Source organism: Streptosporangium sp. DT93, assembly GCF_049844535.1.
Lineage (GTDB): Bacteria > Actinomycetota > Actinomycetes > Streptosporangiales > Streptosporangiaceae > Streptosporangium.
The window spans coordinates 394,676-421,106 of record NZ_JBNCLF010000004.1 but is presented as its reverse complement, the minus strand read 5'-3'; the positions used below and the strand labels follow the sequence as shown (position 1 = coordinate 421,106).

21 protein-coding genes and 1 pseudogene are annotated in these 26,431 nt (G+C 71.7%); 13 read left to right on the top strand and 9 right to left on the bottom strand.

Features of this window, described 5'->3' with window-relative positions; genetic code table 11:
• Positions 1–194 precede the first annotated feature (194 nt).
• Positions 195–1,769, top strand: coding sequence for a ribonuclease Y (rny, locus tag ACLQ2R_RS12290; protein WP_425959568.1), 1,575 nt, complete (start codon positions 195–197; stop codon positions 1,767–1,769).
• 55 nt (positions 1,770–1,824) lie between these two features.
• Here the strand turns inward: rny and ACLQ2R_RS12285 are convergent, their stop codons facing one another.
• On the bottom strand, positions 1,825–3,810 hold the full coding sequence (locus ACLQ2R_RS12285) for a prolyl oligopeptidase family serine peptidase (RefSeq protein WP_425959566.1): 1,986 nt from the start codon (positions 3,808–3,810) through the stop codon (positions 1,825–1,827).
• 470 nt (positions 3,811–4,280) lie between these two features.
• Between ACLQ2R_RS12285 and ACLQ2R_RS12280 the strand changes: the two genes are divergently transcribed.
• On the top strand, positions 4,281–5,318 hold the full coding sequence (locus ACLQ2R_RS12280) for a hypothetical protein (protein ID WP_425959564.1): 1,038 nt from the start codon (positions 4,281–4,283) through the stop codon (positions 5,316–5,318).
• A gap of 215 nt (positions 5,319–5,533) precedes the next feature.
• Here the strand turns inward: ACLQ2R_RS12280 and ACLQ2R_RS12275 are convergent, their stop codons facing one another.
• Genes ACLQ2R_RS12275 through ACLQ2R_RS12260 form a run of 4 tightly spaced genes read right to left on the bottom strand, consistent with a single transcriptional unit; the run spans position 5,534 to position 8,810 of the window.
• Complete coding sequence (locus ACLQ2R_RS12275) at positions 5,534–6,475, bottom strand: amino acid ABC transporter permease (RefSeq protein WP_425959563.1); 942 nt, start codon at positions 6,473–6,475, stop codon at positions 5,534–5,536.
• Complete coding sequence (locus ACLQ2R_RS12270; RefSeq protein WP_425959562.1) at positions 6,472–7,140, bottom strand: amino acid ABC transporter permease; 669 nt, start codon at positions 7,138–7,140, stop codon at positions 6,472–6,474. Before ACLQ2R_RS12270 ends, ACLQ2R_RS12275 begins: the two co-directional genes overlap by 4 nt.
• A gap of 57 nt (positions 7,141–7,197) precedes the next feature.
• Positions 7,198–8,016, bottom strand: coding sequence for a glutamate ABC transporter substrate-binding protein (locus ACLQ2R_RS12265; protein WP_425959560.1), 819 nt, complete (start codon positions 8,014–8,016; stop codon positions 7,198–7,200).
• A 38-nt stretch (positions 8,017–8,054) separates the two neighbouring features.
• Positions 8,055–8,810, bottom strand: a complete 756-nt coding sequence (locus ACLQ2R_RS12260) for an amino acid ABC transporter ATP-binding protein (RefSeq protein ID WP_425959558.1) — start codon at positions 8,808–8,810, stop codon at positions 8,055–8,057.
• Positions 8,811–9,030: 220 nt separating this feature from the next.
• On the opposite strand from ACLQ2R_RS12260, the gene miaB reads away from it, so the two are divergent.
• The 3 genes from miaB (at position 9,031) to ACLQ2R_RS12245 (ending at position 12,509) form a co-directional block, all read left to right on the top strand.
• Entirely contained in the window at positions 9,031–10,524 is a 1,494-nt protein-coding gene (gene miaB, locus ACLQ2R_RS12255; protein ID WP_425959557.1) for a tRNA (N6-isopentenyl adenosine(37)-C2)-methylthiotransferase MiaB, read from the top strand.
• A 471-nt stretch (positions 10,525–10,995) separates the two neighbouring features.
• Complete coding sequence (locus ACLQ2R_RS12250; protein WP_425959555.1) at positions 10,996–11,664, top strand: hypothetical protein; 669 nt, start codon at positions 10,996–10,998, stop codon at positions 11,662–11,664.
• Positions 11,665–11,840: 176 nt separating this feature from the next.
• Complete coding sequence (locus ACLQ2R_RS12245; RefSeq protein ID WP_425959553.1) at positions 11,841–12,509, top strand: hypothetical protein; 669 nt, start codon at positions 11,841–11,843, stop codon at positions 12,507–12,509.
• A 93-nt stretch (positions 12,510–12,602) separates the two neighbouring features.
• Here ACLQ2R_RS12245 and ACLQ2R_RS12240 read toward each other — a convergent pair whose 3' ends face one another.
• Both ACLQ2R_RS12240 and ACLQ2R_RS12235 read right to left on the bottom strand, forming a co-directional pair.
• Complete coding sequence (locus tag ACLQ2R_RS12240; RefSeq protein ID WP_425959681.1) at positions 12,603–13,358, bottom strand: peptidoglycan-binding protein; 756 nt, start codon at positions 13,356–13,358, stop codon at positions 12,603–12,605.
• A gap of 366 nt (positions 13,359–13,724) precedes the next feature.
• Positions 13,725–13,946: pseudogene (locus tag ACLQ2R_RS12235) on the bottom strand (helix-turn-helix domain-containing protein); the annotation flags it as partial.
• Between the two features lie 715 nt (positions 13,947–14,661).
• Here ACLQ2R_RS12235 and ACLQ2R_RS12230 point away from each other — a divergent pair.
• The 6 genes from ACLQ2R_RS12230 to ACLQ2R_RS12205 all read left to right on the top strand — a co-directional run bounded on the left by ACLQ2R_RS12230 (position 14,662) and on the right by ACLQ2R_RS12205 (position 21,682).
• Positions 14,662–15,189, top strand: a complete 528-nt coding sequence (locus ACLQ2R_RS12230; protein ID WP_425959552.1) for a methylated-DNA--[protein]-cysteine S-methyltransferase — start codon at positions 14,662–14,664, stop codon at positions 15,187–15,189.
• Between the two features lie 152 nt (positions 15,190–15,341).
• The gene (gene miaA, locus ACLQ2R_RS12225; RefSeq protein ID WP_425959551.1) at positions 15,342–16,247 is read left to right on the top strand and encodes a tRNA (adenosine(37)-N6)-dimethylallyltransferase MiaA; all 906 of its coding nucleotides are present in this window, start codon (positions 15,342–15,344) and stop codon (positions 16,245–16,247) included.
• A gap of 83 nt (positions 16,248–16,330) precedes the next feature.
• A complete protein-coding gene (gene dapF, locus ACLQ2R_RS12220; RefSeq protein ID WP_425959550.1) occupies positions 16,331–17,137 on the top strand; it encodes a diaminopimelate epimerase in 807 nt (268 codons plus the stop codon).
• Between the two features lie 319 nt (positions 17,138–17,456).
• Positions 17,457–19,733 (top strand): tetratricopeptide repeat protein, encoded by a 2,277-nt coding sequence (locus ACLQ2R_RS12215; protein ID WP_425959548.1) that lies wholly within the window; start codon positions 17,457–17,459, stop codon positions 19,731–19,733.
• A 119-nt stretch (positions 19,734–19,852) separates the two neighbouring features.
• Positions 19,853–20,626, top strand: a complete 774-nt coding sequence (locus ACLQ2R_RS12210; RefSeq protein ID WP_425959547.1) for an SDR family NAD(P)-dependent oxidoreductase — start codon at positions 19,853–19,855, stop codon at positions 20,624–20,626.
• A gap of 381 nt (positions 20,627–21,007) precedes the next feature.
• Positions 21,008–21,682: an HNH endonuclease family protein gene (locus tag ACLQ2R_RS12205; RefSeq protein ID WP_425959546.1), complete on the top strand. Its 675-nt coding sequence runs from the start codon at positions 21,008–21,010 to the stop codon at positions 21,680–21,682.
• 99 nt (positions 21,683–21,781) lie between these two features.
• On the opposite strand, the gene ACLQ2R_RS12200 is transcribed toward ACLQ2R_RS12205, so the two are convergent.
• Positions 21,782–22,402 carry a hypothetical protein gene (locus tag ACLQ2R_RS12200; RefSeq protein ID WP_425959545.1) on the bottom strand — a complete coding sequence of 207 codons (621 nt, stop codon included), beginning with the start codon at positions 22,400–22,402 and terminating at the stop codon, positions 21,782–21,784.
• A gap of 73 nt (positions 22,403–22,475) precedes the next feature.
• Complete coding sequence (locus tag ACLQ2R_RS12195; protein WP_425959544.1) at positions 22,476–23,396, bottom strand: STAS domain-containing protein; 921 nt, start codon at positions 23,394–23,396, stop codon at positions 22,476–22,478.
• A gap of 100 nt (positions 23,397–23,496) precedes the next feature.
• Here ACLQ2R_RS12195 and ACLQ2R_RS12190 point away from each other — a divergent pair, with 100 nt between their 5' ends.
• Entirely contained in the window at positions 23,497–24,513 is a 1,017-nt protein-coding gene (locus ACLQ2R_RS12190; protein ID WP_425959543.1) for a chemotaxis protein CheB, read from the top strand.
• A gap of 21 nt (positions 24,514–24,534) precedes the next feature.
• On the top strand, positions 24,535–26,430 hold the full coding sequence (locus ACLQ2R_RS12185; RefSeq protein ID WP_425959680.1) for a CheR family methyltransferase: 1,896 nt from the start codon (positions 24,535–24,537) through the stop codon (positions 26,428–26,430).
• The last annotated feature ends 1 nt before the right edge of the window (position 26,431 follow it).

The following is a 26,431-nucleotide window of genomic DNA, read 5'->3' as shown; positions in this document are numbered from 1 at the left end:
CGGAACCGGCGGGGAAAGCCGGTTGCCGATCTCCCGCGGGTTCTTCTCCGTCCCGGTGACGCCGAGGCTTGGGCTTTCCGTACCGTGCGTGTGACCCCTCGTGTGCTTGATATTTGCGACGCGAGGAAGGTGAGGCGCGCATGGATCCGGTCGTGGTCGTCATGTTGACGGTGGCGGTTGTGGCTCTTGCCGTGATGACAGCCGTGCTTGTCGTGTTGCTACGTCGCATCGGTGGAGCCGGGGCCGGGCCGAAGGGCCCCACCCCCGAGCAGGAGGCCGAGTTCCAGGCCGGTGTTCAGGCCGAGCTGGAGGAGGCCAGGCTCGAGGCCGCCGGGATCCGGGCGAAGGCCCAGGACGACGCCGGGGAGCTGCTGCGCAGGTCGGAGCTGGCCGTGGAGGCCGCCGCCGAGGTGCGCAAGGAGGCCGAGGCCGAGGGCCGGATCCTGAAGTACGAGCTCAAGGAGCTCCGCTCCGACCTCGAACGCCGGGAGAACCGGCTGGCCGAGCGGGAACAGCGCCTCGACGAGGAGGCGCGCAGGCAGGCCGAGCGGGCCCGCAAGCTGACCGAGACCGAGACCGAGCTGGCCGGCCGCCGCGAGGATCTCGAAAAGGTCGCCGAGGAGCGCAGGGCCGTCCTGGAGCGGGTGGCCGGGCTCACCGGCGAGCAGGCCCGCGCCGAGCTGGTCAGGGAGATCGAGAACCAGGCCAAGCGCGAGGCCGCGCTGATCGTCAGGGAGATCGAGGGAGAGGCCCGCCGGGAGGGCGAGAAGCGAGCCACCAAGATCGTCACTCTGGCGGTCCAGCGGGTGGCCACCGAGCAGACCGCGGAGTCCGTGGTGAGCGTCCTGCACCTGCCGGGCGACGAGATGAAGGGCCGCATCATCGGCCGCGAGGGCCGCAACATCAGGGCCTTCGAGTCGACCACGGGCGTCAACCTGATCATCGACGACACCCCGGAAGCCGTGCTGCTCTCCTGTTTCGACCCGGTTCGCCGCGAGACCGCGCGACTGACCCTGGAGAAGCTCGTCCTCGACGGCCGCATCCACCCCCAGCGCATCGAGGAGGCCCACGAGCGCAGCAAGGCGGAGGTCCAGGAGCTCTGCGTGCGCGCCGGTGAGGACGCCCTCGTGGAACTCGGCATCACCGACATGCATCCCGAGCTGGTCACCCTCCTCGGCCAGCTCCGTTACCGCACCTCCTACGGGCAGAACGTCCTCGGCCATCTCATCGAGTCCGCGCACATCGCCGGGATCATGGCGGCCGAGCTGCGGCTCGACACCACGCTGCTCAAGCGCTGCACGCTCCTGCACGACATCGGCAAGGCCCTCACCCACGAGGTCGAGGGCAGCCACGCCCTGATCGGCGCCGAGATCGCCAGGCGGTACGGGGAACACGAGGACGTCGTGCACGCCATCGAGGCCCACCACAACGAGGTCGAGGTCAAGACCGTCGAGGCCGTCCTCACCCAGGCCGCCGACGCCATCAGCGGCAGCAGGCCGGGTGCCCGCCGCGAGTCGCTGGAGGCCTACGTCAAGCGGCTGGAGCGGCTGGAGGAGATCGCCACCTCCTACGAGGGCGTCGAGAAGGTCTTCGCGATGCAGGCCGGCCGTGAGATCAGGGTCATGGTGAAGCCCGACGCGGTCGACGACATCCAGGCACAGGTGATCGCCCGTGACGTGGCCAAGCAGGTGGAGGAGGAACTCACCTATCCCGGGCAGATCCGCATCACGGTCGTGCGCGAGTCGCGGGCCACGGAGTTCGCCCGCTGACCCGCGCCGGGGCCTCGGCTCGTGCCGAGTCCCCGGCCCGGGACCGGTCTCCTCGTCAGAGGTGGAAGATCTGCTGGTAGAAGGCGAGCTCGGTGGCCAGGGCCGCGCTGCGGGTCTCGGCGCGGCGGAAGCCGTGTGCCTCTCCCTCGAACGTCAGATAGGTGCACGGGACGCCGCGCTCGGCCAGCGCGTCGGCGAAGGCCTGCGACTGCTCGGGGGGGACCACCGGGTCGGACAGGCCCTGCAGCAGCAGCATGGGGCAGGTCACCCCCGCCACCAGCGCCAGGGGCTCGCGTGTGGCGTACAGGGCCGGGTCCTGCGGGCCGACGAGCCAGTCGACGTAGCGTGACTCGAAGTCGTGGGTGGTCGCGCTGAACGCGGCGAGTGCGCTCACCCCGTAGTAGGAGACACCACCGGCGAACGCGCCGGACGTGCAGCAGACCGCCATCACCGTCCAGCCGCCCGCGCTGCCGCCCCGGATCGCGATCCGTGCCGGGTCGGCCAGCCCCTCGTCGGCCAGCCACTCGGCCGCGGCGACCGCGTCCTCGACGTCCACCACGCCCCACTGCCCGCGCAGCCGCTCGCGGTAGGCGCGGCCGTAGCCGGTGGAGCCGCCGTAGTTGAGGTCCAGCACGCCGATGCCCCTGCTGGTGAAGAACGCCTTCTCCAGGTCGAGCGCGCCCACGCTCTGCCCGGTGGGTCCGCCGTGCACGAACACGACGTACGGGGCGGGGCCCTCGCCGCGCGCCTCGGGGTTGGCCGGCGGGTAGAGGAACGCGTGCGCGTCGCGCCCGGATCGGCCCCAGAGCTCCACGGCCCGGACGGGCGGCAGGTAGGCGGGGTCGGGGATCTGGCCGGCGTCCCGGTGGAGCTCACGGGTGCGGCCGGTCGCGATGTCGATCCGGACGATCGACCTGGGCGTCGCCGGGCCGTACCCGATCCCGACCAGGGAACGCCCGTCGGTGGCCAGCACCGGCTCCCAGCCGTCGTAGGGCACCTCCAGGTCCTTCAGCGTCCCGTGGGCCGGGTCGAGGACGCCCAGCCGCAGGTTGCCCCGTCCGTGCAGGACCGCGACGCTCCCGTCGTCCAGCGGCGCGTACGGCATCGCGCCGAGCTGCCAGAGCGGGCCCGCGAACTCCTCGTCCTCGCCGTGGAGCGCCCGTGGCGCGCCGCCGTGCAGCTCGGCCAGGTAGAGGTTCCACCAGCCCGAGGAGTCGGAGATCAGGTAGAGGCTCCGCTCGTCCCGCCAGTACGGGGCGAGCACCGACTCGTCGGTGCCACCCGCGATCGTCCAGGAGGCGCCGTCGGCCAGCCGGCAGACCCGCAGCTCGGTGCCGTTCCACGGCATCCGGGGATGATCCCAGCAGACGAAGGCCAGATGCTCGCCGTCGGGGGAGAGGGTGGGGAAGGCGTAGAAGTCATGCCCGGTGATCCACTCGCGCGGCTCGTCGCCACCGGACAGGGAGCCGGACGACGAGCCGAGCGGGGAGTCCAACGACGAGCCGGAGGACGAGTCCGACGACGAGCCGGACGGGGGGACGGGCGACGGGCCCGATGACGAGCCGGGCAGGGCGACGGACATGATGGAGCGGCTCACCCGGCCGTCGTCGTGCCGCTCCCTGACGCACCAGACCCGCCCGTCGCGGACGACCAGGTCGGCGTAGCGCAACGCCGAGGGCGAGGTGGGCTCGGGAGTGAGAGGCCGGGGCTCGCCGCCGGTGGGCAGCAGGTAGAGCCGCTGGTCGGTGAAGTTCGCGAACACCACGCCCTGGCCGGGAACCACCGCGTACGACCGGCCGCCGTACTCGTGGACGCGGGTCCTGGCGCTCCAGGGAGCGGTCAACAGCTCGCGCCGCACGCCGTCGGCGTCTCGGTGCACGATGGTGGTGCGCCCGCCCTCGGCGGGACGATCTTCGGTCCACCAGACCTCATCGCCGAGCACCATCGGAAATCCGAGGCGCAGGCCGGAGCGGGCGACGTCGGACGTGGAGACCGGCGAGGGCCAGGTGGCGTACGGCAGGACGACCTGCTCGGGGGACATGGCGACATCCTGCCCGATAACCGGCCGCGTGTCGCCGATATCACGCCCGCGTCCCGTCGAAGGTGCCGACGGCGGCCGGCGGCGAGGGGGGATCGGGGGGAAATGGGGGATGAGAGCGATCGACGGTGGCCACTGGAGGGCCTCCCTCGGAGCCTCGGCCGTCACATCGCCCGAGGTGGCCGTGCGGGCCGTGCAGGCCGAGGAACCCTCAGCGCCTTCGACCCGAGGCAGCCGGGTGGCCGAGTGGCTGAGTGGCTGAGGGAGCTCTCGGCGCCTCTCACGCGAGGTGGCCGGGTGGCTGAGGGAGCTCTCGGCGCCTCTCACGCGAGGTGGCCGGGTGGCTGACGGAACTCCCAGCGCCTCTCACGCGAGGTGGCCGGGTGACTGAGGGAGCTCTCAGCGCCTCTCAGCGGCCTCAAAGGTTCGGTGGAACAGACTTCCAGGGTTTCCCCCCGGCCCCTGGAGCCCGTATGAGCACCCGTTCCGATGACCGCACGGCCACGTCGTCGATCGGATGGTGGCGGCGGTGGCCATGGTGGGCGGGTCACGCCGCGAGCACGGTGGCCGCCGTGTACGGCTGCGTGCTGCTGGTGGCCGCGTTCATGGGCTACCGCGCGTTCCTCGGTGTCACGGACATCGGCCTTCCCGACATCACCTGGCCGGGCGCCGCGGTGCTGCTCGTCGGATCCGTGATCGCGGCCGCCACGGTGCGCCCGTGGGGCGGGCGGGTGCCGCCGCGTGCCCTGTCGGCCGGTCTGTGGGCCGTGGCGGTACCGGCACTGGTGGGCAGTTGCTGGGTACTGCTCAACCTGATCCAGCTCGTCCTGACCGGCACCGTCAGCGACCGCCTGGGCGGCAGCGACTGGGTGAACCTCACCGAGCGGCTGTGCCTGGCCGCCGTCGCGGCCCTGTTCGTGGCCACGGCGTTGTCACACGCCCGCCGCGCCGCCGGCGTCTGCCCCCGGTGCGGCCGGGCACATCCGCCACAGGCCTCGGGCCGGTGGCACCCCCCGCCGCACGCGGCGCCCCCCGGGGTGCGGCGGATCGCCTACGCGGGCTGCTGCGCGTTCCTTCCCTACCTCACCCTGCACACCCTCGGCGCGGTCGGCGTCCCCGGGATCGAGCCCGGAGGATTCCGGCCGACCTGGGCCATGGTGTTCGCGGGGGTCTGCGGTGTCGCGCTCGCCGTGTTCCTGCTGCTGGGTCTCGTCCGGCCGTGGGGCATGCTCTTCCCCCGCTGGACGCTCTGGCTCGCGGGAAGGAGGGTCCCCCGGTTCCTGCCGCTGGCACCGGTCTGGGTGGTCGCGCCGACCCTGGCCCTGTACGGCACCGGAAGCGGGATCCTCGCGGGCGCCGGGGTCCTGGGCGACGGGAACGACCTGTTCGGCATCGGCGGAGCGGCGTCGCTGGCGTTCGGCGGTTACGGCTGGGCGCTGGCCGTGGCCGCCGTCTCCTACCAGCTCCGGACCCGCCCCCTGTGCGTGCCGGCGGACACGTCCGTCCTCTGAACCGCCCAGAAAAGCCGAGCCACCCAGAAAAGCCGGGCCGCCGGGAAAAACCGAGCCCCCCGGGGACGCCGGGCCGATCGAGAAGGCCGCCCCGCGAGGGGCGGCCGAGCAGCCCGGGAAGAGGGGCGGTCCAGCAAGGCAGGCCGCCCGGCACAAGGGCGAGGGGGCGGTCACCGCCATCCGGTTACCGCCCCCTCGTCCATACCGGGTACCTCTCAGGGAATCGGCGTCCCCACGCCCCCCTCGACCGCGGTCGGCAGGTCGGGACGGGCGATCGGCTGGACGATCGACTTCCTGCTGCGCCGGCTGCGCTTCTCCAGCCACGTGGCGACGGCGCCCACCATCACGTTGATGATGATGTAGATGATCGCGATGACGATCACCGCGGGAATGATGTTGTTGAAGTTGGAGGGCAGCACGCGCGCCCCCGCGTTCAGCAGGTCCTCGAACGCCACGATGAAGCCCAGGGCGGTGTCCTTCAGGAGCACCACCAGCTGGGCGACGATCGCCGGCATCATGGCCGTGACCGCCTGCGGCAGCAGGATCATCCGCATCACCTGGCTGCGGCGCAGGCCGATCGCGAGCGCGGCCTCGCTCTGTCCCCGGGGGATGGACAGAATTCCGGCCCGTACGATCTCCGCCAGCACCGAGCCGTTGTACAGCACCAGGCCGACCACCACGGCGGTGAACGGGGTCACGGTGAGCCCGAAGACCGCGCTCCCGCCGAACATCACCGCGAAGATCATGATCAGCAGCGGGATCGCCCGGAAGAACTCGACCACCGCACCCGCAGAACGGCGGATCCAGGCGTGCTCCGAGAGCCTGCCGATACCGAAGACGAACCCGAACGGCACCGCGATCACGGCGGCCACCAGCGCCGCGCTGAGCGTGTTCACCAGACCCGGCAGGATCAGGTTCACCCACACGTCGGCGCGCAGGAACGGCGTCCACAGGTCGGCGTTGAGCTGGTTCTTCTCGTCGAGCTTGGTCACCATCCAGTACGCGGCGAACAGCACGAGAACCACCGTGAGCACGGTGAGCACGGTGTTGCGCGTCCGCGCCTTGGGCCCGGGGATGTCGTACAGGACGCTGACCCGGTCGGAGCTCGCGGCCCGCTTCCTGGACGCCGGGCGCGGCTCGGTGGCCGTCGTGGTCATCGGACCACCGCCAGGCGCTTGGCGAGCCAGCCGAACAGCAGCCCGGTCGGCAGGGTGAGGATCAGGAAGCCCAGCGCGAATCCGGCGAAGATCTGCACGACGGCGTCACCGTGCGCCTCGAACAACGTCTTCATCGTCAGGGACGCCTCGCCCACCCCGATCGCCGCGGCGATCGTGGTGTTCTTGATCAGTGCTATCAGGATGCTGCCCAGGGGGGCGATCACGGCGCGGAACGCCTGGGGCAGCACGATCAGTCTCAGGTTCTGGCCGAATGTGAGCCCGATGGCCCGCGCCGCCTCCGCCTGACCGACCGGCACCGTGTTGATGCCGGACCGGATCGCCTCGCAGACGAACGCCGCCGTGTAGGCCGACAGTCCGATGATCGAGAGCCACATGTAGTTGGTGGACAGGCTCTCGGAGAACGAGACGTTCAGGACCAGGCCGAGGCCGAGCCCGCAGAACACGATGACCAGCGTCAACGGGGTGTTGCGCAGGATGTTCACGTACGCCGTGCCGATTCCGCGCAGGATGGGCAGCGGGCTGACCCGCATGCCCGCCAGAACGGTGCCGAGCACGAGCGCCACCAGCCCGCTGGCGACGGCGAGGCGGATCGTCAGCCAGAAAGCGTCCCGGATCATCGGGAATTCATCGAAGAGTGCCTGCACTCATCCCTCCAGTGCCACAGGCCGGGGCGACGCGCGCCCCGGCCGAGGTGTGACCGATCAGTAACGCTCGACGGCCGGGGGGGTGGTGAAGAACTTGCCGAACTCGCCGAAGTTGGCCTCGACGGCCTTCTTCCAGCTGCCGTCGGAGAACATCTTCTCCACGGCCGTGTTGACCTTGTCGCGGGTCGCCTTGTCGTCCAGCTTCAGGCCGACGCCGTACTTCTCCTCGGAGAAGGGCTGGCCGACGAGGCGGAACTTGCCGGGGGACTGGGCGGCGAAACCGGCCAGGATCGTGGCGTCCGTGGAGATCGCGTCGACCTGCTTGTTCTCCAGGAGGGGCAGGCAGGCGCCGTAGCCCTGCTGCTCGGTGAGGTACTGGGCCTTCCACTCGGCGCCGAACTTGTCGGCCAGGCGCTTGGGCGAGGACGAGCCCTGGGCGCCGCAGACCTTCTTGGCCTTGAGGTCCTCGACACCGCTGATCGTGGTGTCGTCCGCGCGGGTCAGGATGTCCTGGCCGGTGACCAGGTACGGTCCGGCGAAGGAGACCTTCTTCTTACGGTCGTCGGTGATCGAGTAGGTCGCGATCACGGCGTTGACCTGGCCCTGCTGGATGAACGACTCACGGTTGGCCGAGATGGCCTCCTTGAACTCGATCTTGTCGTCCGCGTAGCCGAGCTCCTTGGCGATGTAGCGGGCCACGTCGACGTCGAAACCCTTGAAGGAGCCGTCGGGCTGCTTCTGGCCGAGGCCGGGCTGGTCGATCTTGATTCCCACCACGAACTTGTCGCTGGCACCGCTGTCGCCACCGCACGCGGTCAGGCCGGCCATCGCCGCGGCGGCTGCGATCACCACGGCTCCAATACGCCGTACACGCATTCGTACTACCTCGTCTTTCGTCAGGATGAGCAGAGCCGTCAGTGAGTGAGAATCTTGGAAAGGAAATCCCTGGCACGATCGGTCCGGGGGGCGGTGAAGAACTCCTCGGGGGCGTTCTCCTCCACGATCTGGCCCTCGGCCATGAAGACCACGCGGTTGGCCGCGCGGCGGGCGAAGCCCATCTCATGGGTGACGACCATCATCGTCATGCCCTCCTGGGCAAGACCGATCATGACATCGAGCACCTCCTGGACCATCTCGGGGTCCAGCGCGGAGGTCGGCTCGTCGAACAGGATCATCTTGGGGTCCATGGCCAGCGCGCGGGCGATGGCCACACGCTGCTGCTGGCCTCCGGAGAGCTGCGCCGGGTACTTCGACGCCTGGGCGCCGATGCCGACCCGCTCCAGCAACTCCATGCCGCGCCGCTCGGCCTGGGCGGCGGGGATTCCGCGAACCTTGATCGGCCCGAGCGTGACGTTCTCCAGGATCGTCTTGTGGGCGAACAGGTTGAAGGACTGGAACACCATCCCGACCTCGGAGCGCAGCTTGGCCAGGGTCTTGCCCTCCACCGCGAGCGGCTGCCCGTCGAAGGTGATCGTGCCCTGGTCGATGTCCTCCAGCCGGTTGATCGTCCTGCAGAGGGTCGACTTGCCGCCGCCGGAGGGGCCGATGACGACGAGGACCTCGCCTCGGGAGATCGTCAGATTGATGTCCCTCAGGACGTGCAGGCTGCCGAAGTGCTTGTTGACGCCTTCGAGCACGACCAGAGGAGTCTTGTCCCCGTTCTCCGTCATGGGGGACAACGTAATTCTGCCAAGGGCACCTCGTGCTAACCCTGCGGTACCGATCGCATCACGGCCTGCTCACGCCTTGGCCAGTCCGCGTCCTGCGAGGTGGACGGGTCGGCTATGGGGGCAAGGGCCCCACCGGCTCCCCGCCGGCCGCCGCCGGGGGAGGGCGCCCGCCCCGGGAGGCGTACCCGGAGGTCCGGTGAGCGCCTACCCTTGTCGTGAGATGACTGCCACCGGACAGAGCGCCCGCACGTACCAGGTCCGTACCTATGGGTGCCAGATGAACGTGCACGACTCCGAGCGCCTCTCGGGCCTGCTGGAGGACGCCGGATACGTCCCCGCCGCGCAGGGGGACACGGCCGACGTGGTCGTGTTCAACACCTGTGCCGTACGGGAGAACGCCGACAACAAGCTCTACGGCAACCTCGGGCACCTGCGCCCCTCGAAGGTGGGCAACCCCGGCATGCAGATCGCCGTGGGGGGCTGCCTGGCGCAGAAGGACCAGGGGGAGATCGTCCGCAGGGCGCCCTGGGTGGACGTGGTCTTCGGCACCCACAACATCGGCTCGCTGCCGGTGCTGCTGGAGCGGGCGCGCGTCCAGCAGGAGGCCCAGGTCGAGATCAGGGAATCCCTGGAGACCTTCCCGAGCACGCTGCCCACCAAGCGCGAGTCGGCCTACGCCGCCTGGGTCTCGGTCTCGGTCGGGTGCAACAACACCTGCACGTTCTGCATCGTGCCCGCCCTGCGCGGCAAGGAGAAGGACCGCCGTCCCGGCGACGTCCTGAACGAGGTCCGCACCCTGGTCGAACAGGGCGTGCTGGAGATCACCCTGCTGGGCCAGAACGTCAACACCTACGGGGTGGAGTTCGGCGACCGGCTGGCCTTCGGCAAGCTGCTGCGGGCCTGCGGCGGCATCGAGGGCCTGGAGCGGGTCCGTTTCACCAGCCCGCACCCGGCGGCCTTCACCGACGACGTGATCGCGGCCATGGCCGAGACCCCCAACGTGATGCACCAGCTCCACATGCCGCTGCAGTCGGGTTCGGACCGGGTGCTCAAGGCGATGCGCCGCTCCTACCGGGCCGAGCGCTACCTGGGCATCATCGAGCGGGTCCGCGCCGCCATGCCGGACGCGGCGATCTCCACCGACATCATCGTCGGCTTCCCCGGCGAGACCGAGGAGGACTTCCAGGGCACCCTGGACGTGGTGCGGGAGTCCCGCTTCGCCAACGCCTTCACCTTCCAGTACTCGATCCGTCCCGGCACGCCCGCGGCCACCATGGACCACCAGGTTCCCAAGGAGGTCGTGCAGGAGCGCTACGAGCGGCTCGTGGAACTGCAGACCGAGATCTCCTGGTCGGAGAACAAGGGGCAGCTCGGCCGGACGCTGGAGGTGCTGGTGGCCGAGGGCGAGGGCCGCAAGGACGAGGCGACCCGGCGCATGTCCGGACGCGCCCCCGACAACCGGCTGGTGCACTTCACCCCGGGCGCCGAGATCCCGCGTCCCGGTGACGTGGTGAGCGCCGAGGTGACGTACGCGGCGCCGCACCACCTGGTCGCCGACGGCCCGGTCCTGGGGCTGCGCCGTACCCGCGCGGGCGACGCCTGGCAGGCCCGGCAGGACACCCCGGCCGGTTCCGGCCCCGGGGTCATGCTCGGCATGCCCTCGATCGGCCGCCCCGCCCCGCTCCCGCAGACCTCGGGCTGCTCGGTCACCTGAGGACCGTCGGCCCCGCTGGGGCCGTCCGGTCTCCTGAGGGCTGTCCGTCCCGTTCGCTCGGGTCCCCTTGAGGACGTCTCACCCCTCGGGCCGTCCGGCCTCCTGAGGGTTGTCCGTCCCGTTCGCTCGGGTCCCCTTGAGGACGTCTCACCCCTCGGGCCGTCCGGTCTCCTGAGAGCCGCCCGCCCCGGAGATTTTTCGTTGGGTCCTCCGGGGCCCCGGGCCGGTCCCGCGCACCCGGCACACTCATGATCGGGGGAGGCCGGAACCCCCGGCGGGACCGGCGATCCCGGCCGTTTCACCGCTTCCGCGGGCGGGAGCGTGCCCGCCGCCGTCACCGATGTCACAACAGATGATATTTCGTGATCAATTAGTGATTGATGTGCGAGCATTTGTCTGCTGTGGCTACTGTGGTTCAGCACCCGCGGAAGCCGTGGAGGTTTCCCCCCGAGAACCGCAGGGAGTCTTCCCATGCACGTCCCCCCGCCCTCCGGACCATCCGGCCCGTCCGGTTCGCCCGGCCCGTCCGGTGAGTCCCCGGGCACCCACGGAGAGCCGGAGATCCTCACCGGTCCCGCGGGCGATCCGAAGAGGCCCGGGAGATCCCGGAGGCCCGCCCGGAGAAGCGGCCCGGCCGTCGCCGTCTTCTCCGTCCTCGCCGTCGCCCTGCTGGGCGGAGGCGCCGCCTTCGCCCTCATGAACGGCACCGAGGACGACGGTTCGGGACGCTCGCCCGAGACCGCCCAGCAGGCGTCCCAGGACCCCGCACGCGATCCCGGAGACGACGCCGGACAGGCCCAGGACCCGCCCGGGCCGGGAGAGCCGGAACCGGGCGCCGGGGAAGAGGGAGAAGCCGGGGACGCGGGAGACGCCGGGGACGCCGGGGACGCCGGGAACACGGCCGCGGGACAGGACGACACCTCCGCCGGTTCCGGCGGAGGATCGGACCGGAGCGAGCCGGAATCCGGTTCAGGCTCCGACTCCGCCGCGGGCAACCCGTCGCGGGACAAGCCGGGGGAGAGCAAGCCGACCCGGCGCCCGCAGAGCGGTCCGGCGTCACCCCCCGCCACCGACGACGGTCCCCTGTCGGACGGCGAGACCGGTTACGTCCACCCCCAGGGCCCCGTCGGCGGCTACTAGCTCCGGCCTTGAGGCAGGGGAGCGCGAGGGTCCGGAGCTGATCGGGTCGCGCTGCCGACCGTCGTCCGTGGTGCTCCGGCCTTCGGACCGGGAGCGCGTCGACGATCCGGATCCCGGCGCCCGCCGTGGTGCCGGGCGTCCGCCGGGTGCCCGCCGGACACCGTTAGTCTGGCCGGATGCTCGTCGCCGTGGCCGTGTGCCCGCATCCCCCGCTGCTCGTCCCGGCACTGGCCGGGGCGGCCGCCGCGGAACTCGACGATCTCAGGGCGGCCTGCGCGTCCGCGGTGAGGTCGCTGGGCGACGCCGGAGCCGACACGATCGCCGTGGTGGGCGGTGCGAGCACGACCGCCGCGTACGGTGCGGACGCCGCGGGGAGCCTCGCCCCGTGGGGGGCCGACGTCAGGGTCGGCGAGGGGGAGGCCGTCCTCCCGCTCTCCCTGACGATCGGCCGCCTGCTCCTGGACGAGGAACACCTCGGCGCGTCGGCCTTCCACGCGATCTCCTTCGACGCGGACCCCGCGGAGTGCGCCGGCCTGGGGCGGCGGCTGACGGAGCGGGGCGGGCGGACGGCGTTGCTCGTCATGGCCGACGGGTCGGCCCGCCTCACCGAGAAGTCCCCCGGCTACCTCGACCCCCGCGCCGAGCCGTACGACCGGGCGATCGTCCGGGCGCTCGCCCGCGCCGAGGTCCCGGCGTTCGACGTCGCCGAGGCCGCCGAGCTGTGGGTGCAGGGGCGCGCCGCCCTGCAGGTCCTCGACGGTCTCGGCGAGGGCCTGAGCGCCGAGATCCTCTACGACGACGCGCCGTACGGTGTCGGGTACTTCGTCGTCCGCTGGACGGAATGACCCCGTTCGGCCCCGCCCGGATACCGGAACGCGCCGCGACAGGCCTCACCGAGCGGGCGGCGGGGGGACGGGGGCCGCGCTCCGCGAACCGTCTCAGCGGTCGTTGTCGTCGCGCCCGGGATCGGGGCTCGGCTTCGAGCTCTTCTCGGGACTCGGGCTCGCCTTCTTCTTGGGGTCCGGGCTCGGGCTCGACTGGCGGTAGGTCTGGTCGCAGTTCTCCCAGTGGCTGAAGTCCCGGTTCTGGCTCCACAGCTGCCGGGCCGCCCGGATGTTCCAGTCGGGGTCGAACGCCCGCAGGGGGGTGCCCTCGAGCTCGGCCAGCCTCCGGTCGGAGATCTGGAAGACGCCCCAGTTGCGCGTGCCGTTGACGTTGGGCAGGGAGTAGTACTGGTCGAGGAACGACATGCACTTGGCGATGCCGACCGCGCGGTCCGGCTCCTCGGGGAAGACCTCCCTGATCCGGCCCTCCACCTTCTGCGGCGACCACCTGACCATCTTCACGGTGCCCTGGTACAGGACGCGCTTGGTGGTGTCGTCGACCAGGCCGTTGGGTTCCAGCCCCGCCAGCACCTGGAACGCCACCACGTGCCGGAGGGTCCCCGGCCCGAAGTCGGCGTCGACCTGCACGAGCCCGCCCGCCTCCAGCAGCAGCTTCTGCAGTTCCCGGACGCACTCGTCGTGCTCCCCCAGACCCATGATCGGGGGACAGGCCCGGGAGAGCAGGAGGCGCCGGTCCTCCGGCGTCGCGGAGGGGGCCGGTGAGGGCGCCGGCTTCGCGGCCGCCGTGCTCATGATCGCCGCCGTGGCGGCCGCGGCCGCACCGGAACAGCCCATCACCACCGCCGCCACCGCGAGCCATCGCCGGGTACGGGACGGTCTGTTCGTCCGCTTTCCCGGATCACCCGGAGAGGAGGCCGGCACCGGGTCGTCGCCCTCCGCGGGCTCGTCCCCGGAGGCGGCCCGGTCCTGCCCGTCGGGAACGGCCGGGTCCTGTCCGGCGGGGACGCCCGGGTCCCGCTCGCCGGAAGGGCCGGAAGGGGCGGGAGACGGGGAAGACGGGGAAGACGGGGAAGACGGGGAAGACGGGGAAGAGGCGGGAGACGGGGAAGGCTCAGCGCCGCTCGCGTCCTTGGGGACGGTCGGCGCTCCCTCGGCCTTGGCCCACGCCTGCGCAGCCTCGGCGCGGATCCATCGGCGATGAAGTTCGAGGAGCTCGTCGGAGTGGGCTCCGCACACCCTGGCTATACGTTCCACCGTGCTGAAGTCGGCCGGGAGCCCTTTTCCGGAACAGTAGCGATGAATCGCCGAACTGCTGATTCCCGCTCGTTTCGCGAGCGCCTCGTAGCTCCGCCCGGTCCGATCCTTCATGCCCCGTAGATAGCCGGCGAACTCCTCAAGATCATGTTCGGTCACGGAGTGCCCCCTGTGGCGGTCCATCCACGGCGTCATCCCACCACAACGTCCCGCGGGTCCGCTACAACCGCAGTTCAGGGGGTGTTTCCTCATCCCGCCGTCCCGATACGCGCGTCCCACCTTGACGGGGGACCGGCCGATCAGGATTCTTGTCGCCACACCGTACCGCACGACCGGGAGAGGCGTTCGGCGGAGAATGGCCGGCATTGCGCCCCGTTGGAAATGGGCGACCGGCCGACCGTGAAAGCACCCGGCCCGAGACGGATGGGGCGGCCTTGGCATTCCATCCTGAAAGTTCCCTTACCGGAAGCCGAAACCTGCTGCAGCGTCGTCATCCGTCCCAGCGCGGTGACGACGACAGGGGAGAGCAGGATTCGGTGGTCCCCCGGTCGCCGCCGTCGAGCACGGTGGAGGCCGGTCGGATGCGCGGGCACGTTCTCCGGCGACGGCGTGATACGGCCGGGGATGGGCGCGTCAGTCGCGCCCATCCCCTCCCATCCCTCCTCCCCGGTACGTCCCGATGATCCGTGCGCACACGCTGCGCCGCGCCAAGGGCGCCCGGTTCTCGCCGTTCGCCGGGGAGAGCACGAAGGGGAGACCCCGAAGGTCGAAAAGCCCGGGGAAGCCGGAGAAGCCGGGGAAGCCGGGGAAACCGGGAAAATGTCGTCCCTCGCGGCTACGGTGACGGCAGGCGCGGCCCGGGGCGGGTGCGCCGGACTCGCGGAGGGACACGAGAGTGATGGCGGGAACCGTGGCGTTCGGGAGCATTCCCACGCCGCTGGGAGACATGGTCGTCGCCGTGACCGAGGACGGGGTGGCGGGCACCGGCTGGGGTGATCCGGCGCGGATCAAGGCCCGCCTGCAGGACCGGCTGAGGCTGGAGGAGACGGACGACCCCGGCAGGACCACGGCCGTCCTGGGCGAGCTGGCCGACTACTACGCCGGAGGGCTGCGGGTCTTCGAGGTCCCGCTGGACTGGCGGCTGACCTCACCGGTGCAGCGCAGGGTGCTGGGTGTCCTGTACGAGACCGTTCCCTACGGCCGCGCGGTGACCTACGGCGAGCTGGCCACCCGCAGCGGGACGGGTGTCCCGGCGCGGGCCATCGGGTCGATCATGGGAGCCAACCCGATCCCCGTCATCGTGCCGTGCCACCGGGTGGTCGCGGGCAACGGGCTGGGCGGGTTCAGCGGCGGCGACGGCGTGGAGTCGAAGCGGCGGCTGCTCACCCTGGAGGGATACCTCCAGCCGACGCTCGACTGGGACTGACCCGAGGGCCGACCGCCTCCGGCACCGGCTCCCACCACACCCGACGACGCCTATGACATCCGGGACGCCGTCCGATGACGGGCGACAGGCGCCCCGGGGGGCGCGAGCGCCTCGACTCCCGCGTACTCCCGGCGAGTTGGCACACTTGCCCTGTGCCTCAGCTACCCGTCATCGCCGTCGTCGGCCCGACCGCGGCCGGTAAGTCCGACCTGGCCGTGGACCTCGCCCTCGAACTGGGAGGCGAGGTGATCAACACCGACTCCATGCAGCTCTACCGGGGGATGGACATCGGGACGGCGAAGCTCTCCGTGGCCGAGCGCCGCGGCGTGCCCCACCACCTGCTGGACGTCTGGGAGGTGACCAGGACGGCCAGCGTGGCCGAGTACCAGGCGCTGGTCCGGCCGCTGATCGACGATCTGAGGGCGGCCGGGACGGTGCCGGTCCTGGTGGGCGGCTCCGGGCTGTACGTGCGGGCCGCCCTGGACGTCCTGGAGTTCCCCGGCACCGACCCCGGGGTCCGTGCCCGCCTGGAGGCCGAGCTGGCCCTGGCCGGTCCCGCGCCGCTGTACGAGCGGCTCCGCGAGCGCGACCCCGAGGCCGCCGGGACGATCCTGCCGAGCAACGGCCGCAGGATCGTCCGCGCCCTGGAGGTCATCGAGATCTCCGGACGGCCGTTCTCGGCCACGATGCCGTCGTACGACGCCTTCTACGACAACGTCCAGCTCGGGGTGGAGGTGCCCAGGGACGTGCTGGACGCCCGTGTCGAGGCGCGGGTCGAGCGCATGTGGCGGGACGGGCTGGTGGCGGAGGTCAGGGAACTCGCCGCCCGCGGGCTCGCCGGAGGGCGTACGGCCAGCCGGGCCCTGGGCTACGCGCAGGTGCTGCGCTTTCTCGGCGGTGAGTGCACCGAGGAGGAGGCCCGGCAGGAGACGATCCGGGCGACGCGCAGGTTCGTCCGCCGCCAGGAGTCGTGGTTCCGCCGCGATCCCCGGGTGGTCTGGCTGCCGCAGCGCGATCCCGGCCTCCTGGGACGCGCGCTCGCCGCGATCCGCGGCTGACCCGGACGGCCGCGCGGGGAAGGGCCGCCGGGACGCCTCGCCGGGTCGCCGGGTCGCCGGAAAGGTCCCGATAGAATCCGGGTATGCGATTCGTGAAGGGGCACGGCACCGAGAACGACTTCGTCATCCTCCCGGATCCGGACGGTGAGCTGGAGCTGTCCGCCGCGTTCGTGGCGGCGGTGTGCGACCGTCGCGCCGGGATCGGCGCGGACGGCGTGCTGCGCGTGACGCGGACGAAGCTCAGCCCCGAGGTGTCCGCCCACGCGGGTGAGGCCGAGTGGTTCATGGACTACCGCAACGCCGACGGCGGCAAGGCCGAGATGTGCGGCAACGGGACGCGGGTCTTCGCCCGCTACCTCGTCGACGCCGGGCTGGCCGCGCCGGGGGAGTTCGCCGTCGCCACCCGGGGCGGGGTCCGGCGCGTACGGCTGGCGGAGACCGGTGACGTGACCGTGGACATGGGCCCGCCCCGGGTGCTGGGGACGAGCCGGGCGACCGTGGCGGGCCGGGGGTACGAGGGGCTGCACGTCGACATGGGCAACCCCCATCTGGCCTGCGTCATCGGCGACCCGGTGGCGCAGCTCGACCTGAGCGGAGCGCCCGCGTTCGACCCCGAGGTGTTCCCCTCCGGGGTCAACGTCGAGCTTCTCAACCCGGTCGGCCCGCGCCGGGTCGTCATGCGGGTCTTCGAACGCGGATCGGGGGAGACGCGCTCCTGCGGGACCGGCGCGGTCGCCTCGGCCGTGGCGGCGGCGCGGCTGGCGGGCGAGAGCACCGGCACCTGGGCGGTCGAGGTGCCGGGCGGCACCGTCACCGTCATCCTCGACGAGGACACGAGCTACCTGGCAGGGCCCGCCGTCCTGGTCGCGTCCGGCGAGCTCACCCTCTGACCCCGGGCCCTCCCCGGCTCGGGACGCGGCCGTGGGGCGTGACCGGATGTGGACAGCTCCCGCCGCCGGACGCCGTCGCGGGCCGCGCGCGGAGGCCGCGCGCGGGCCGTGCCGCCGGGGCCACGCTCCCGGCCCGGCGGGGCCGCCGTGGGGCTGCGGCGGGACTCCGACGTGACTTCGGCGGGGCTCCGGCCGGGTTCCGGCAGGACTCCGGCGGGGGTGCGGCGTGGCTCCGCCGGGACCCGGACCGGCCCCCGGAGGGCCACCCGGAGGACATGTCGTTTGGGGCATCCCCCCCGACCTGGCAGACTGACGTCCCATGGACGTGGACATCTGGGCCTGGGTCGGCGACACCCAGCGGCAACTGCACGAAGCAGGTAACACCGGTCTGGCCATGGCGATCGGAGATGTTCCCGCGCAGGCTCTGGAGGGCCGGTACGCGCAGCTCGACGTGCTCGCGCCCGCGATCGCGCAGCAGGCGGAGAACCTGCAACTGCCCTGGCTGGAGTTCTACGCCCGCTACTGGCACCTGATCGGCCGCGTCGGCGACCGCGCGCAGGGGGCGGTCGCCCTCGCCGACGCCGAGACGCTCGTCGAGTTCACCGGGCGCGAGGACGTCCGGGAGTGCCCGGCGACCCCCGGCGCCGTCGTGGCGCTGGCCGTCGCGCGGGCGAACACCGACGGGCCGGGGTACGCCGACGAGCGGCTGGCCGCGCTCACGGCACTGGACGTCGAGCCCGCCTCCCCGGCCTTCTCCGCCGTGGCCGAGCACCACGTGGCGGCACTGATCGACGCGGGCCGCGTCCAGGAGGCCGTCCTGCACGCCGAGACCTCCGTGGAGACGCTGGGCGGCGCGGGGCGCGAGGCGAGCTGGGAGCTGGGAGCGGCCTCGGCCCGGGCGCTGCTCGCCGCGGGCCGCGCCGAGGACGCGCTCACCGCGCTCGACGCCGCGGCCGGGTTCAAGCCCGACGACCCGGTGGCCAAGGCCCACCGCGAGGGCGTACTGCGCGCGCTCGTGCTCGCCACCCTCGGCCGGGTGCAGGAGGCGGTCGACGCGCTGCCCGACCTCGACGTGGTCGGCGACCACCCCCGGGTCTGGGTCGAGTGGACGCACGCCATCCGCCTGCTGGCCGGATCGGCGCAGATCACCAACACCTGGCAGCTCGGCCGGGTGCTCAAGCAGTGGATCGACTACTTCGCCATGATGGGCGGCTACCGGGCCAGGGTCGAGCTGGCGCTCATCGCCGGTGAGCTGGCCGTCGCCCGCCAGGGCATCTGGCAGGCCCGGCTCCTGGCCGACCTGGCCGACTCGGCGGCCGGGGAGCTCAAGAGCCCCGGTGACGTGCCCGAGCGGATCGCCGCGCTGCGCACCGCCGCCGACGAGGCCACCCCGCTCCCGGCCCCGGGGCCGGAGCCGGAGCTGGTCGGCTACTTCGACGCCGCGGACGGCTTCAACGCCGACCCGGAGCGCTGGGTGGGCTGGCTGACCCCGCTGTCGGGCCGGGACCTCGAGGCGACCCGGCGCCACACCACCACGCTGGGCTTCCTCGGCTACCCCTCCAGGGGCGCCGACATCTACTGGTCCATGCTGGTCGAGTCCGGTGACATCGAGAACGCCGACCCGCAGGACTCGGCGTACCTCAGCAGCCTGCTGATCGAGGCCCGCCAGGACGAGCGCCTGGAGCAGATGGCCGAGCGGCTGCCCGCCGCGCAGCGCCACATGGCCCTGGGCCGCCTGCACACCGCGCGGGAGCGCTGGGAGCAGGCCGCCGCCGAGGGCGAGGCGGCGGCCGGCGCGGGTGCGGGCATCGAGGCGGCCCGCCTGTGGTCCGCGGCCGTGCAGCAGCTCGGTGACAACGCCAAGGGCGCGGGCATCCTGCGCGACCTCGTCGACTCCGAGGAGATCGAGCAGCAGGACGTCTGGCGGATGGTCGTCATGGCCTCGGCGGCCGAGGACTGGGAGACCGTGCGCCTGGGCGCCGCCAAGATCGGCATACCGATCCAGTCGACCGAGGGGCCGATCGAGGAGGAGATGGGCCTGGTGCGCATCATCCTTCCCGCCCCCGACGGGAGCCAGCGTCAGGTGCTGAGCGTGCGCACCGGTCCCGCGACCGCGCGCCTGGCCATCCCCCAGCCTCCCGGGATGGAGTACAACGCCGGGGACCTGGTCGTGTTCGAGCCGCAGCTGCTGGAGCCGGTCCCGGAGACCCCCGAGGAGCAGGAGAACTTCGTCCCGCCCTTCGCCGCGGTCAGCATGCTCCGCCCCGGCGGCTACACGAGCTGGTTCTTCGACGGCGCCGCCCCCAGCCAGGACGACTGGACGGAGTTCAACGAGGTCCTGGCCGAGCGCGGCTGGCCGATGTGGGTCTACAGCGACGACGACTACACCGTCGGCCACCCGACCTCGGGCGAGCGGCTGCCCGGCGTGTTCGGCTGGATCGCGGTCCCGCCGGACACCAGCCCGGTCGAGGTCGACGCGCTGCTGGACGACGCTACCGAGCGCTGGGTGCACCCGCTGGCCTGGCTCGACCTGGCCAGGACCGTCGACGTCGAGGTGGAGCGGCACGAGCGGATCACCAAGGAGTACGGGCTGTAGACGCTCGCGTACCCGTCCCCGCCACGCCGGTTCTGCTCCGCGTCCGGCCCGCCCGTGAGGGACGCCCTCACGGGCGGGTCGCCGCAAGCCTCTAGAATCTCATTCGGCACATTGGGTCGGTGAGGGAGGAACGGATGCTGGAGCGGTTCCGTCTGGACGGCAAGGTCGCGATCGTCACCGGCGCCTCCTCGGGGCTCGGCGTCGCGTTCGCGCGGGGTCTGGCCGAGGCGGGCGCGGACATCGTGATCGGCGCGCGCCGCAAGGATCGCCTGGAGGAGACCCGCGCCCTGGTCGAGGAGACCGGCAGGCGGTGCCTGGCCGTCGTCACCGACGTGACCGTCCCGGAGGACTGCCAGGCCCTGGTCGCCGCGGCCGTCTCCGAGCTGGGCGCGGTGGACATCCTGATCAACAACGCCGGTGTCGGTACGGCGGTCCCGGCGCTCAAGGAGACCCCCGAGCAGTTCCGCCAGGTGGTGGAGATCAACCTGCACGGCACCTACTGGATGGCGCAGGCCTGTGCCAGGGTCATGAGGCCCGGCTCCTCGATCGTCAACGTCGGCAGCGTGCTGGGGGAGACGACCGCGGGGCTGCCGCAGGCCGCCTACAGCGCCTCCAAGGCGGGGGTCGTCGGCCTCACCCGCGACCTCGCCCAGCAGTGGACGGGCCGCAGGGGCATCCGGGTCAACTGCGTCGAGCCGGGGTTCTTCGCCTCGGAGATGACCGAACAGTACGCCGAGGAGTACATGGCCTGGCAGCTGGAGCATCGGGTGCTGATGAAGCGCGCCGGGGACCCGGCCGAGCTCGTCGCCACCGCGATCTTCCTCGCCTCGGACGCCGCCTCGTACGTCACCGGCGCGGTGATCCCGGTCGACGGCGGCATCCTGATCACCTGACGCGGCGCCTGTCCCGGGCCGGGGTCCTGCGCCGGCCGCCCGTGGCCGCCCGTGGCCATCCTCGCCGACGGCGAGATCTCACCCGCACCGGCCATCCGCGTGTTCGCCCGCTCGTCTTCCGTGAGTGTTTCCCGGCACCGGGGTGTCTTCGCCGTGACGGGTCGGCGGCGACGCTTCGTGAAAATTCCTTCCACGGGTGTTCCCGGCTCCATGTCTTCGATGACATCAGGCCAGGTCACATTGATATCGGGGAAAGAAGTCCCCCGGGGTGGAGCGGGGTTTTTCCCTCCTCTCGACGAGAGCATGACGCTTTTACGCTTAAAGGCCGGGATCTGGGATAATTTGCCACCTCAAGGGTGGTGAGCTCGGGTGAGAGGTGGCATGGTGCGGGCTGCGCTGGTACGGGGTGTGGCCGTCGCGACGGCCGGGTTCGTGATCGCGGGCTGCGGCCCGATGGCCGGTGGGACCGAGGAGAGGTCGGGCTCCGGCGAGGGACAGTCCGCGTCCGCGACCCTCAAGGACCTGAGGAAGCTGGAGGTCAAGGGCCGCGCCCCGATGACCGGGTTCGACCGCGACAAGTTCGGCCCGGCGTGGTCGGACGTCGACAAGAACGGCTGCGACACCCGGAACGACATTCTCATCCGCGACCTGAAGGAAGAGGTCTTCAAGAAGGGCGAGGACGGCTGCGTCGTGCAGTCCGGCGTCCTGGAGGACCCCTACAGCGGCAAGACCATAAAGTTCGAACGCGGGACCAGAAGCAGCATGGCGGTGCAGATCGACCATGTGATCGCGCTCGCCGACGCGTGGCAGAAGGGCGCCCAGGAGTGGAGCGCGTCCAAGCGCAGGGAGCTGGCCAACGACCCGTTGAACCTGCTGGCCGTGGACGGTCCGCTGAACGGCCAGAAGGGCGCCGGGGACGCGGCCACCTGGTTGCCGCCGCGCCGGGCCTATCGATGCCCCTATGTGGAACGCCAGATCCGGGTGAAGGTCAAGTACGACCTCTGGGTGACGTCCGGGGAGAAGGACGCCATGGAGGGCGTGCTCACGTCCTGCTGACCGGCCGTCACGGGAGACCACCGGGCTCCCGGCCCGCCCGGGCATCCGGCGTTCCCGCCGCGTCCAGCGGCGTCCGGAACACCTGACGCGGTCGGCGTGTCATGAGGTGACCCGCCCTCGACCGTCCCCGTCCTCGGAGTCCCCGGGGCGTACGGCCGTGCCGGTCTGCTCGGTCATGGGTCCGGGCTCCCCGGGGAGCCCGGGGTCGTGGGGGGGGTGCGCGAGCGGGCCGGTCTGCTCGGCCATGGTCGCCCGGTGTTCGTCGGCGGCTGCCTGACGGCGGTGTTCGAGCGCCCGGAGCCGGTGGTCCTCCGCGTCACCGCTCCCCACCTCCGCGGCCCGTTCGTGACCTGCGGACGCCTCGCGGTGCGCTCGCGCGGCGGACCGGTATCCGGTCACCGCGCGCTGTCCGGCCTCCTGGGCCCGCGCGCGTGCCTGTTCCAACCGGGCGTCGGCGTGGGCCAGCCGTTCGGTGCCGGACGCCGGTGCGGAATCACCGGCGGCGAGCTCGTACCGGCGCCGGGCGGCCTGCTCGCGTCGCTCGGAGGCCCGCTCGATGCGCTCGCGGGCCCGCTGGCCTCGCCCGTCCCGCTCGCGCGGCTCGTCCTGGGCGCCCTCCCGGCCCGGCGGTCCGCCGGACGGCCCACCGGAAGACCTGTCCGAGGGTTCGTCCGGAAGGTCGGGGTCGGGGTTGTCGCGGGATCCGGCGTTGTTTGCCATGGAATCATGCTTTCCGTTCCAGCCCTCGGTAACCCGGGCCGGGGCCGCGTGCCGTGCTCCGGCGGGGGCCGGCTCAGCGGGGGGCGGTCCCCGTACCGGCTTCCGTCCCCGCCGGTTCGATCGCCGTTCCCGTCTCCGTTCTCTTCCCCCTCGGGGTTCCGGTCGTGGACGGGGCGGTGAGAAGGTACGCCTGGTCCTCGCTGATCTGCCGGACATGATCTTCGCATGCCGTTCGCACCGCGTCGCGTACCGCGACATGGATGTTCAGCCCGGCGTGCATGGTCTGTCGGAGGCTGTGCATCTGGGCTAGTTTCATGCGGGTCGCCCCGGTCTGGTGCTGCAGCAGCTCCAGGCGCGCCGCCGCCTCCCGCCTCAACCGCGCCGACCTCTCCAGCGTGGGATGCGGTGCGCGCCCGGAGCCCGGAGGCCTCGCGACCCCACCCGCGGACGCCGGGGCGCTCCGCGCGGGCGCGATGCCCTCCTGGACGACCCCGGCGGCCGGGGCGGGAGGGACGTCCGGGATCGGGGGGCCGGTCCGGGCGCCGGACGCCTCCACCGGGACGGAGTCGGCGGCCGGGACGGAGCCCTTCCGCGGACGGCGCCCGGCGCCGACACGGCGCAGGCTCAAGACATGCCGTCTGGGAAGCGACGGGGCCTCGAAGGACTCCTCCAGGTCGAAGGCGGCCACCAGGCTCGGATGCTCGGGCTCCTGCGCCCCCCAGAGCACGGTGAACAGGCGCATGACGCTCGGGGAGGGGACGACGAGCAGTTCCCCTCCGGTCGCGCGGAGACCCTGATGCGCCCGTTCCAGCCCCCGGGCCCCGCTGACGTCGCAGAAGAGCAGCTCGCTGGCGTCCAGCAGGATGTGCCGCATTCCCTCCCGCATCAGGGACTCCAACACGGACTCCAGGAGCCGGTAGTTGAAGGCGTCCATCTCACCCAGCACGGCTACCAGAGCCGTGTCGGCATAGCGGTGAACGACATAGACCGACATGTCCATACAGTGGCCATACCCTTCGTGGGGGTTTTAAAGGCTCCGCCGAGAATTCTCTGAACCCCAGTATGAATCGCCCCAGACTGGATAGAGGCCGAACGTGGCAAATTCAAACGGACGTGACCTGGTCGTCGTCGCCGCGTCGGCGGGGGGTGTGGAGGCGCTGCGCTCCCTGGTCGCGGAACTCCCCGGGGATCTCGCCGCCGTTGTCCTGGTCGTGCTCCACCTGCCCGCCCGTGGCGAGAGCGCCCTCGCCGGTATCCTCGACCGGGCCGGGCCTCTGCCCGCCGCCCCGGCCCGGGACGGGGAGCGCCTGCGCCACGGCCACGTCCACGTGGCGCCTCCCGACCGGCACATGCTGGTCCGGGACGGGACCGTCAGGCTGGTGCGCGGGCCGCGGTACAACGGGCACCGCCCGGCCGCCGACCCCCTGTTCCTCAGCGCGGCGCTGGAGGGAGGCTCCCGCGCGGCCGCCGTCGTGCTGAGCGGCACGCTCGACGACGGCGCCAGGGGGAGCTCGGTCGTGGAGCGCCACGGGGGCGTGGTCGTCGTCCAGGACCCGCTGGAGAGCGCGTTCGACGGGATGCCCAGGGCGGCCCTGGCCGCGACGGAGAGCGCGGAGAGCCTCTCCGTGAAGAAGATCGCAGGATGGCTCGTGCGGCAGAGCCGCACCCCCGTCGCGGAGGGGCCCGTCAGGGACGCGGCCGTCGAGAGGGAGATCGCCCGCTACCTGCTCACCGCCGACAGCGGGACGCACGAGGGGCAGCTCACCGCGCTGAGCTGCCCCGAGTGCGGGGGCCCGGTGTACGAGACGGTGGCCGGGCCCGAGACGTACTACGGGTGCCGGGTGGGCCATGCCTGGACCCCGAAGGGCCTGGCGTCGGGCCAGGCCGAGGCCGTGGAACGAGCCCTGTGGACGGTGATCCTGCGACTGGAGGAGCGGTTGCGGCTGCTCGACCGCATGGTCAAACGCGCCGAGTCGGGGGGCAGGAACCACTCGTCACGGCGGCTGCGGCGGGACGCCGAGGAGACCGGGCGGGCGCTGGAGACCATGCGGATGCTCCAGAACAGCATCGATGGTGCCGGTGACGACCTTGTTTCACACAGCGGCCCATGACGGGCCTAGGCTGACATCGTGATGCCCGATGACGAACGTGAATTCGACGATCTGCTCCTCATGCTGAAGGAAACGCGCGGCTTCGACTTCACGGGGTATAAGCGCACCACCCTCATGCGCCGTATCAGCAGGCGATTGGAGGCTCTCAAATTACACAATTACGGTGAATATCGTGATTATTTGGAGCTGGAGCCCGAGGAGTTCAACCTGCTCTTCGACAGCCTGCTGATCAACGTCACCGCCTTCTTCCGCGATCCGGCGGCCTGGCAGACGCTGCGGGAGAGCGTGATCCCCTCCCTGCTGGCGAGCAAGGGACCCGGCGCGGGGATCCGGGTGTGGAGTGCGGGCTGCGCCACCGGCGAGGAGGCCTACACCCTCGCCATGGTGCTGGCCGAGGAGCTCGGCGTCGACGAGTTCCGCGAGCGGGTGAAGATCTACGCCACCGACCTGGACCAGAAGGCCCTGCAGACGGCACGCACGGCCGTCTACTCAGAGCGCCAGCTCGCCGAGCTGCCGGACGGGATGCGCGACACCTACTTCGAGGCCGGGGAGATCGGGTACGCGTTCCGGCGTGACCTGCGCCGCCAGCTCATCTTCGGGCGCAACGACCTCACGCGCGACGCGCCGATCTCCCGCGTCGACCTGCTGCTGGCCCGCAACACGCTGATGTACTTCAACGGCGAGACCCAGCTCAGCATCGTCCGCCGCTTCCACTTCGCGCTCGCCGACCCCGGCTACCTGTTCCTGGGCAAGGCCGAGATGCTGCTCAACCACGGCGACAGGTTCGAGCCGGTCAACCTCAGGATGAGGCTGTTCAAGAAGATCGGCGCCCCGCCGGCCGCCGACCGCACCACCTGGGCCTCCGGCGCGGGCGCCGCACCGGCCCGCCCGTACGTACGGCACACGGCGCTGCAGGCGGCGGCGCTGGCCAGCGGCCCGGTCGCGCAGATCGCGCTGGACCGCTCCCGCAACCTCGCGCTGGCGAACACGCGCGCCGAGCTGCTGTTCAACCTCAACGCCCGCGACATCGGCCGGCCGTTCCAGGATCTGGAGGTGTCCTACCGGCCGGTCGAGCTCCGTTCGGTGATCGAGCAGGTGGAGGTGGACCTGCGCGTCGCCGAGCTGCAGGACGTGGCCTGGCACCGGCCGAACGCGCCCGAGACCAGCTTCTTCGACATCGCCGTCGTCCCCCTGACGGATCCGGGCGGCGAGCTGGTGGGCGTGGGGGTCAACTTCCACGACGTGACGCGCTACCGCCAGCTCCGCGACCGGCTGGAGCAGACGAACCGGGAGCTGGAGCACGCCTACGAGGAGCTGCAGTCCACCAACGAGGAGCTGGAGACGACCAACGAGGAGCTGCAGTCCACCAACGAGGAACTGGAGACCACGAACGAGGAGCTCCAGTCCACCAACGAGGAACTGGAGACGATGAACGAGGAGCTGCAGTCGACCAACGACGAGCTCCAGCAGATCAACGACACCTTGAACGCGCGCAGCGACGAGCTCAGGCGGGCCACCGTCCTGGTCTCCTCGGTGGTGCGCAGCCTCGGTGACGCCGTGGCCGTGGTCGACACCGAGCTGCGGGTGCTGGTCTGGAGCCCGGGGGCCGAGGAGCTGTGGGGCCTGCGCGCCGACGAGGCGATCGGCTGCCGGCTGGCCGCCCTGGACATCGGCCTGCCCTTCGAGGAGATCCTCTCCCGGATGCAGACAACGATGCAGGAGGGGGCCGCATCGGGCAACGGCCACCGCGAGACCGTCGTCGTGGACGGCGTGAACCGCAGGGGTCGGCCCGCCAGGATCGGGGTGGAGCTCTCCCCGCTGCACGCCGACGACCAGGAGCCACACGGCGTGATCATGGTGATGAACCTCCTCCCGCAGGACCCGGACCGGCAGGCCCTTCCCCAGGACCCGGGCTGAC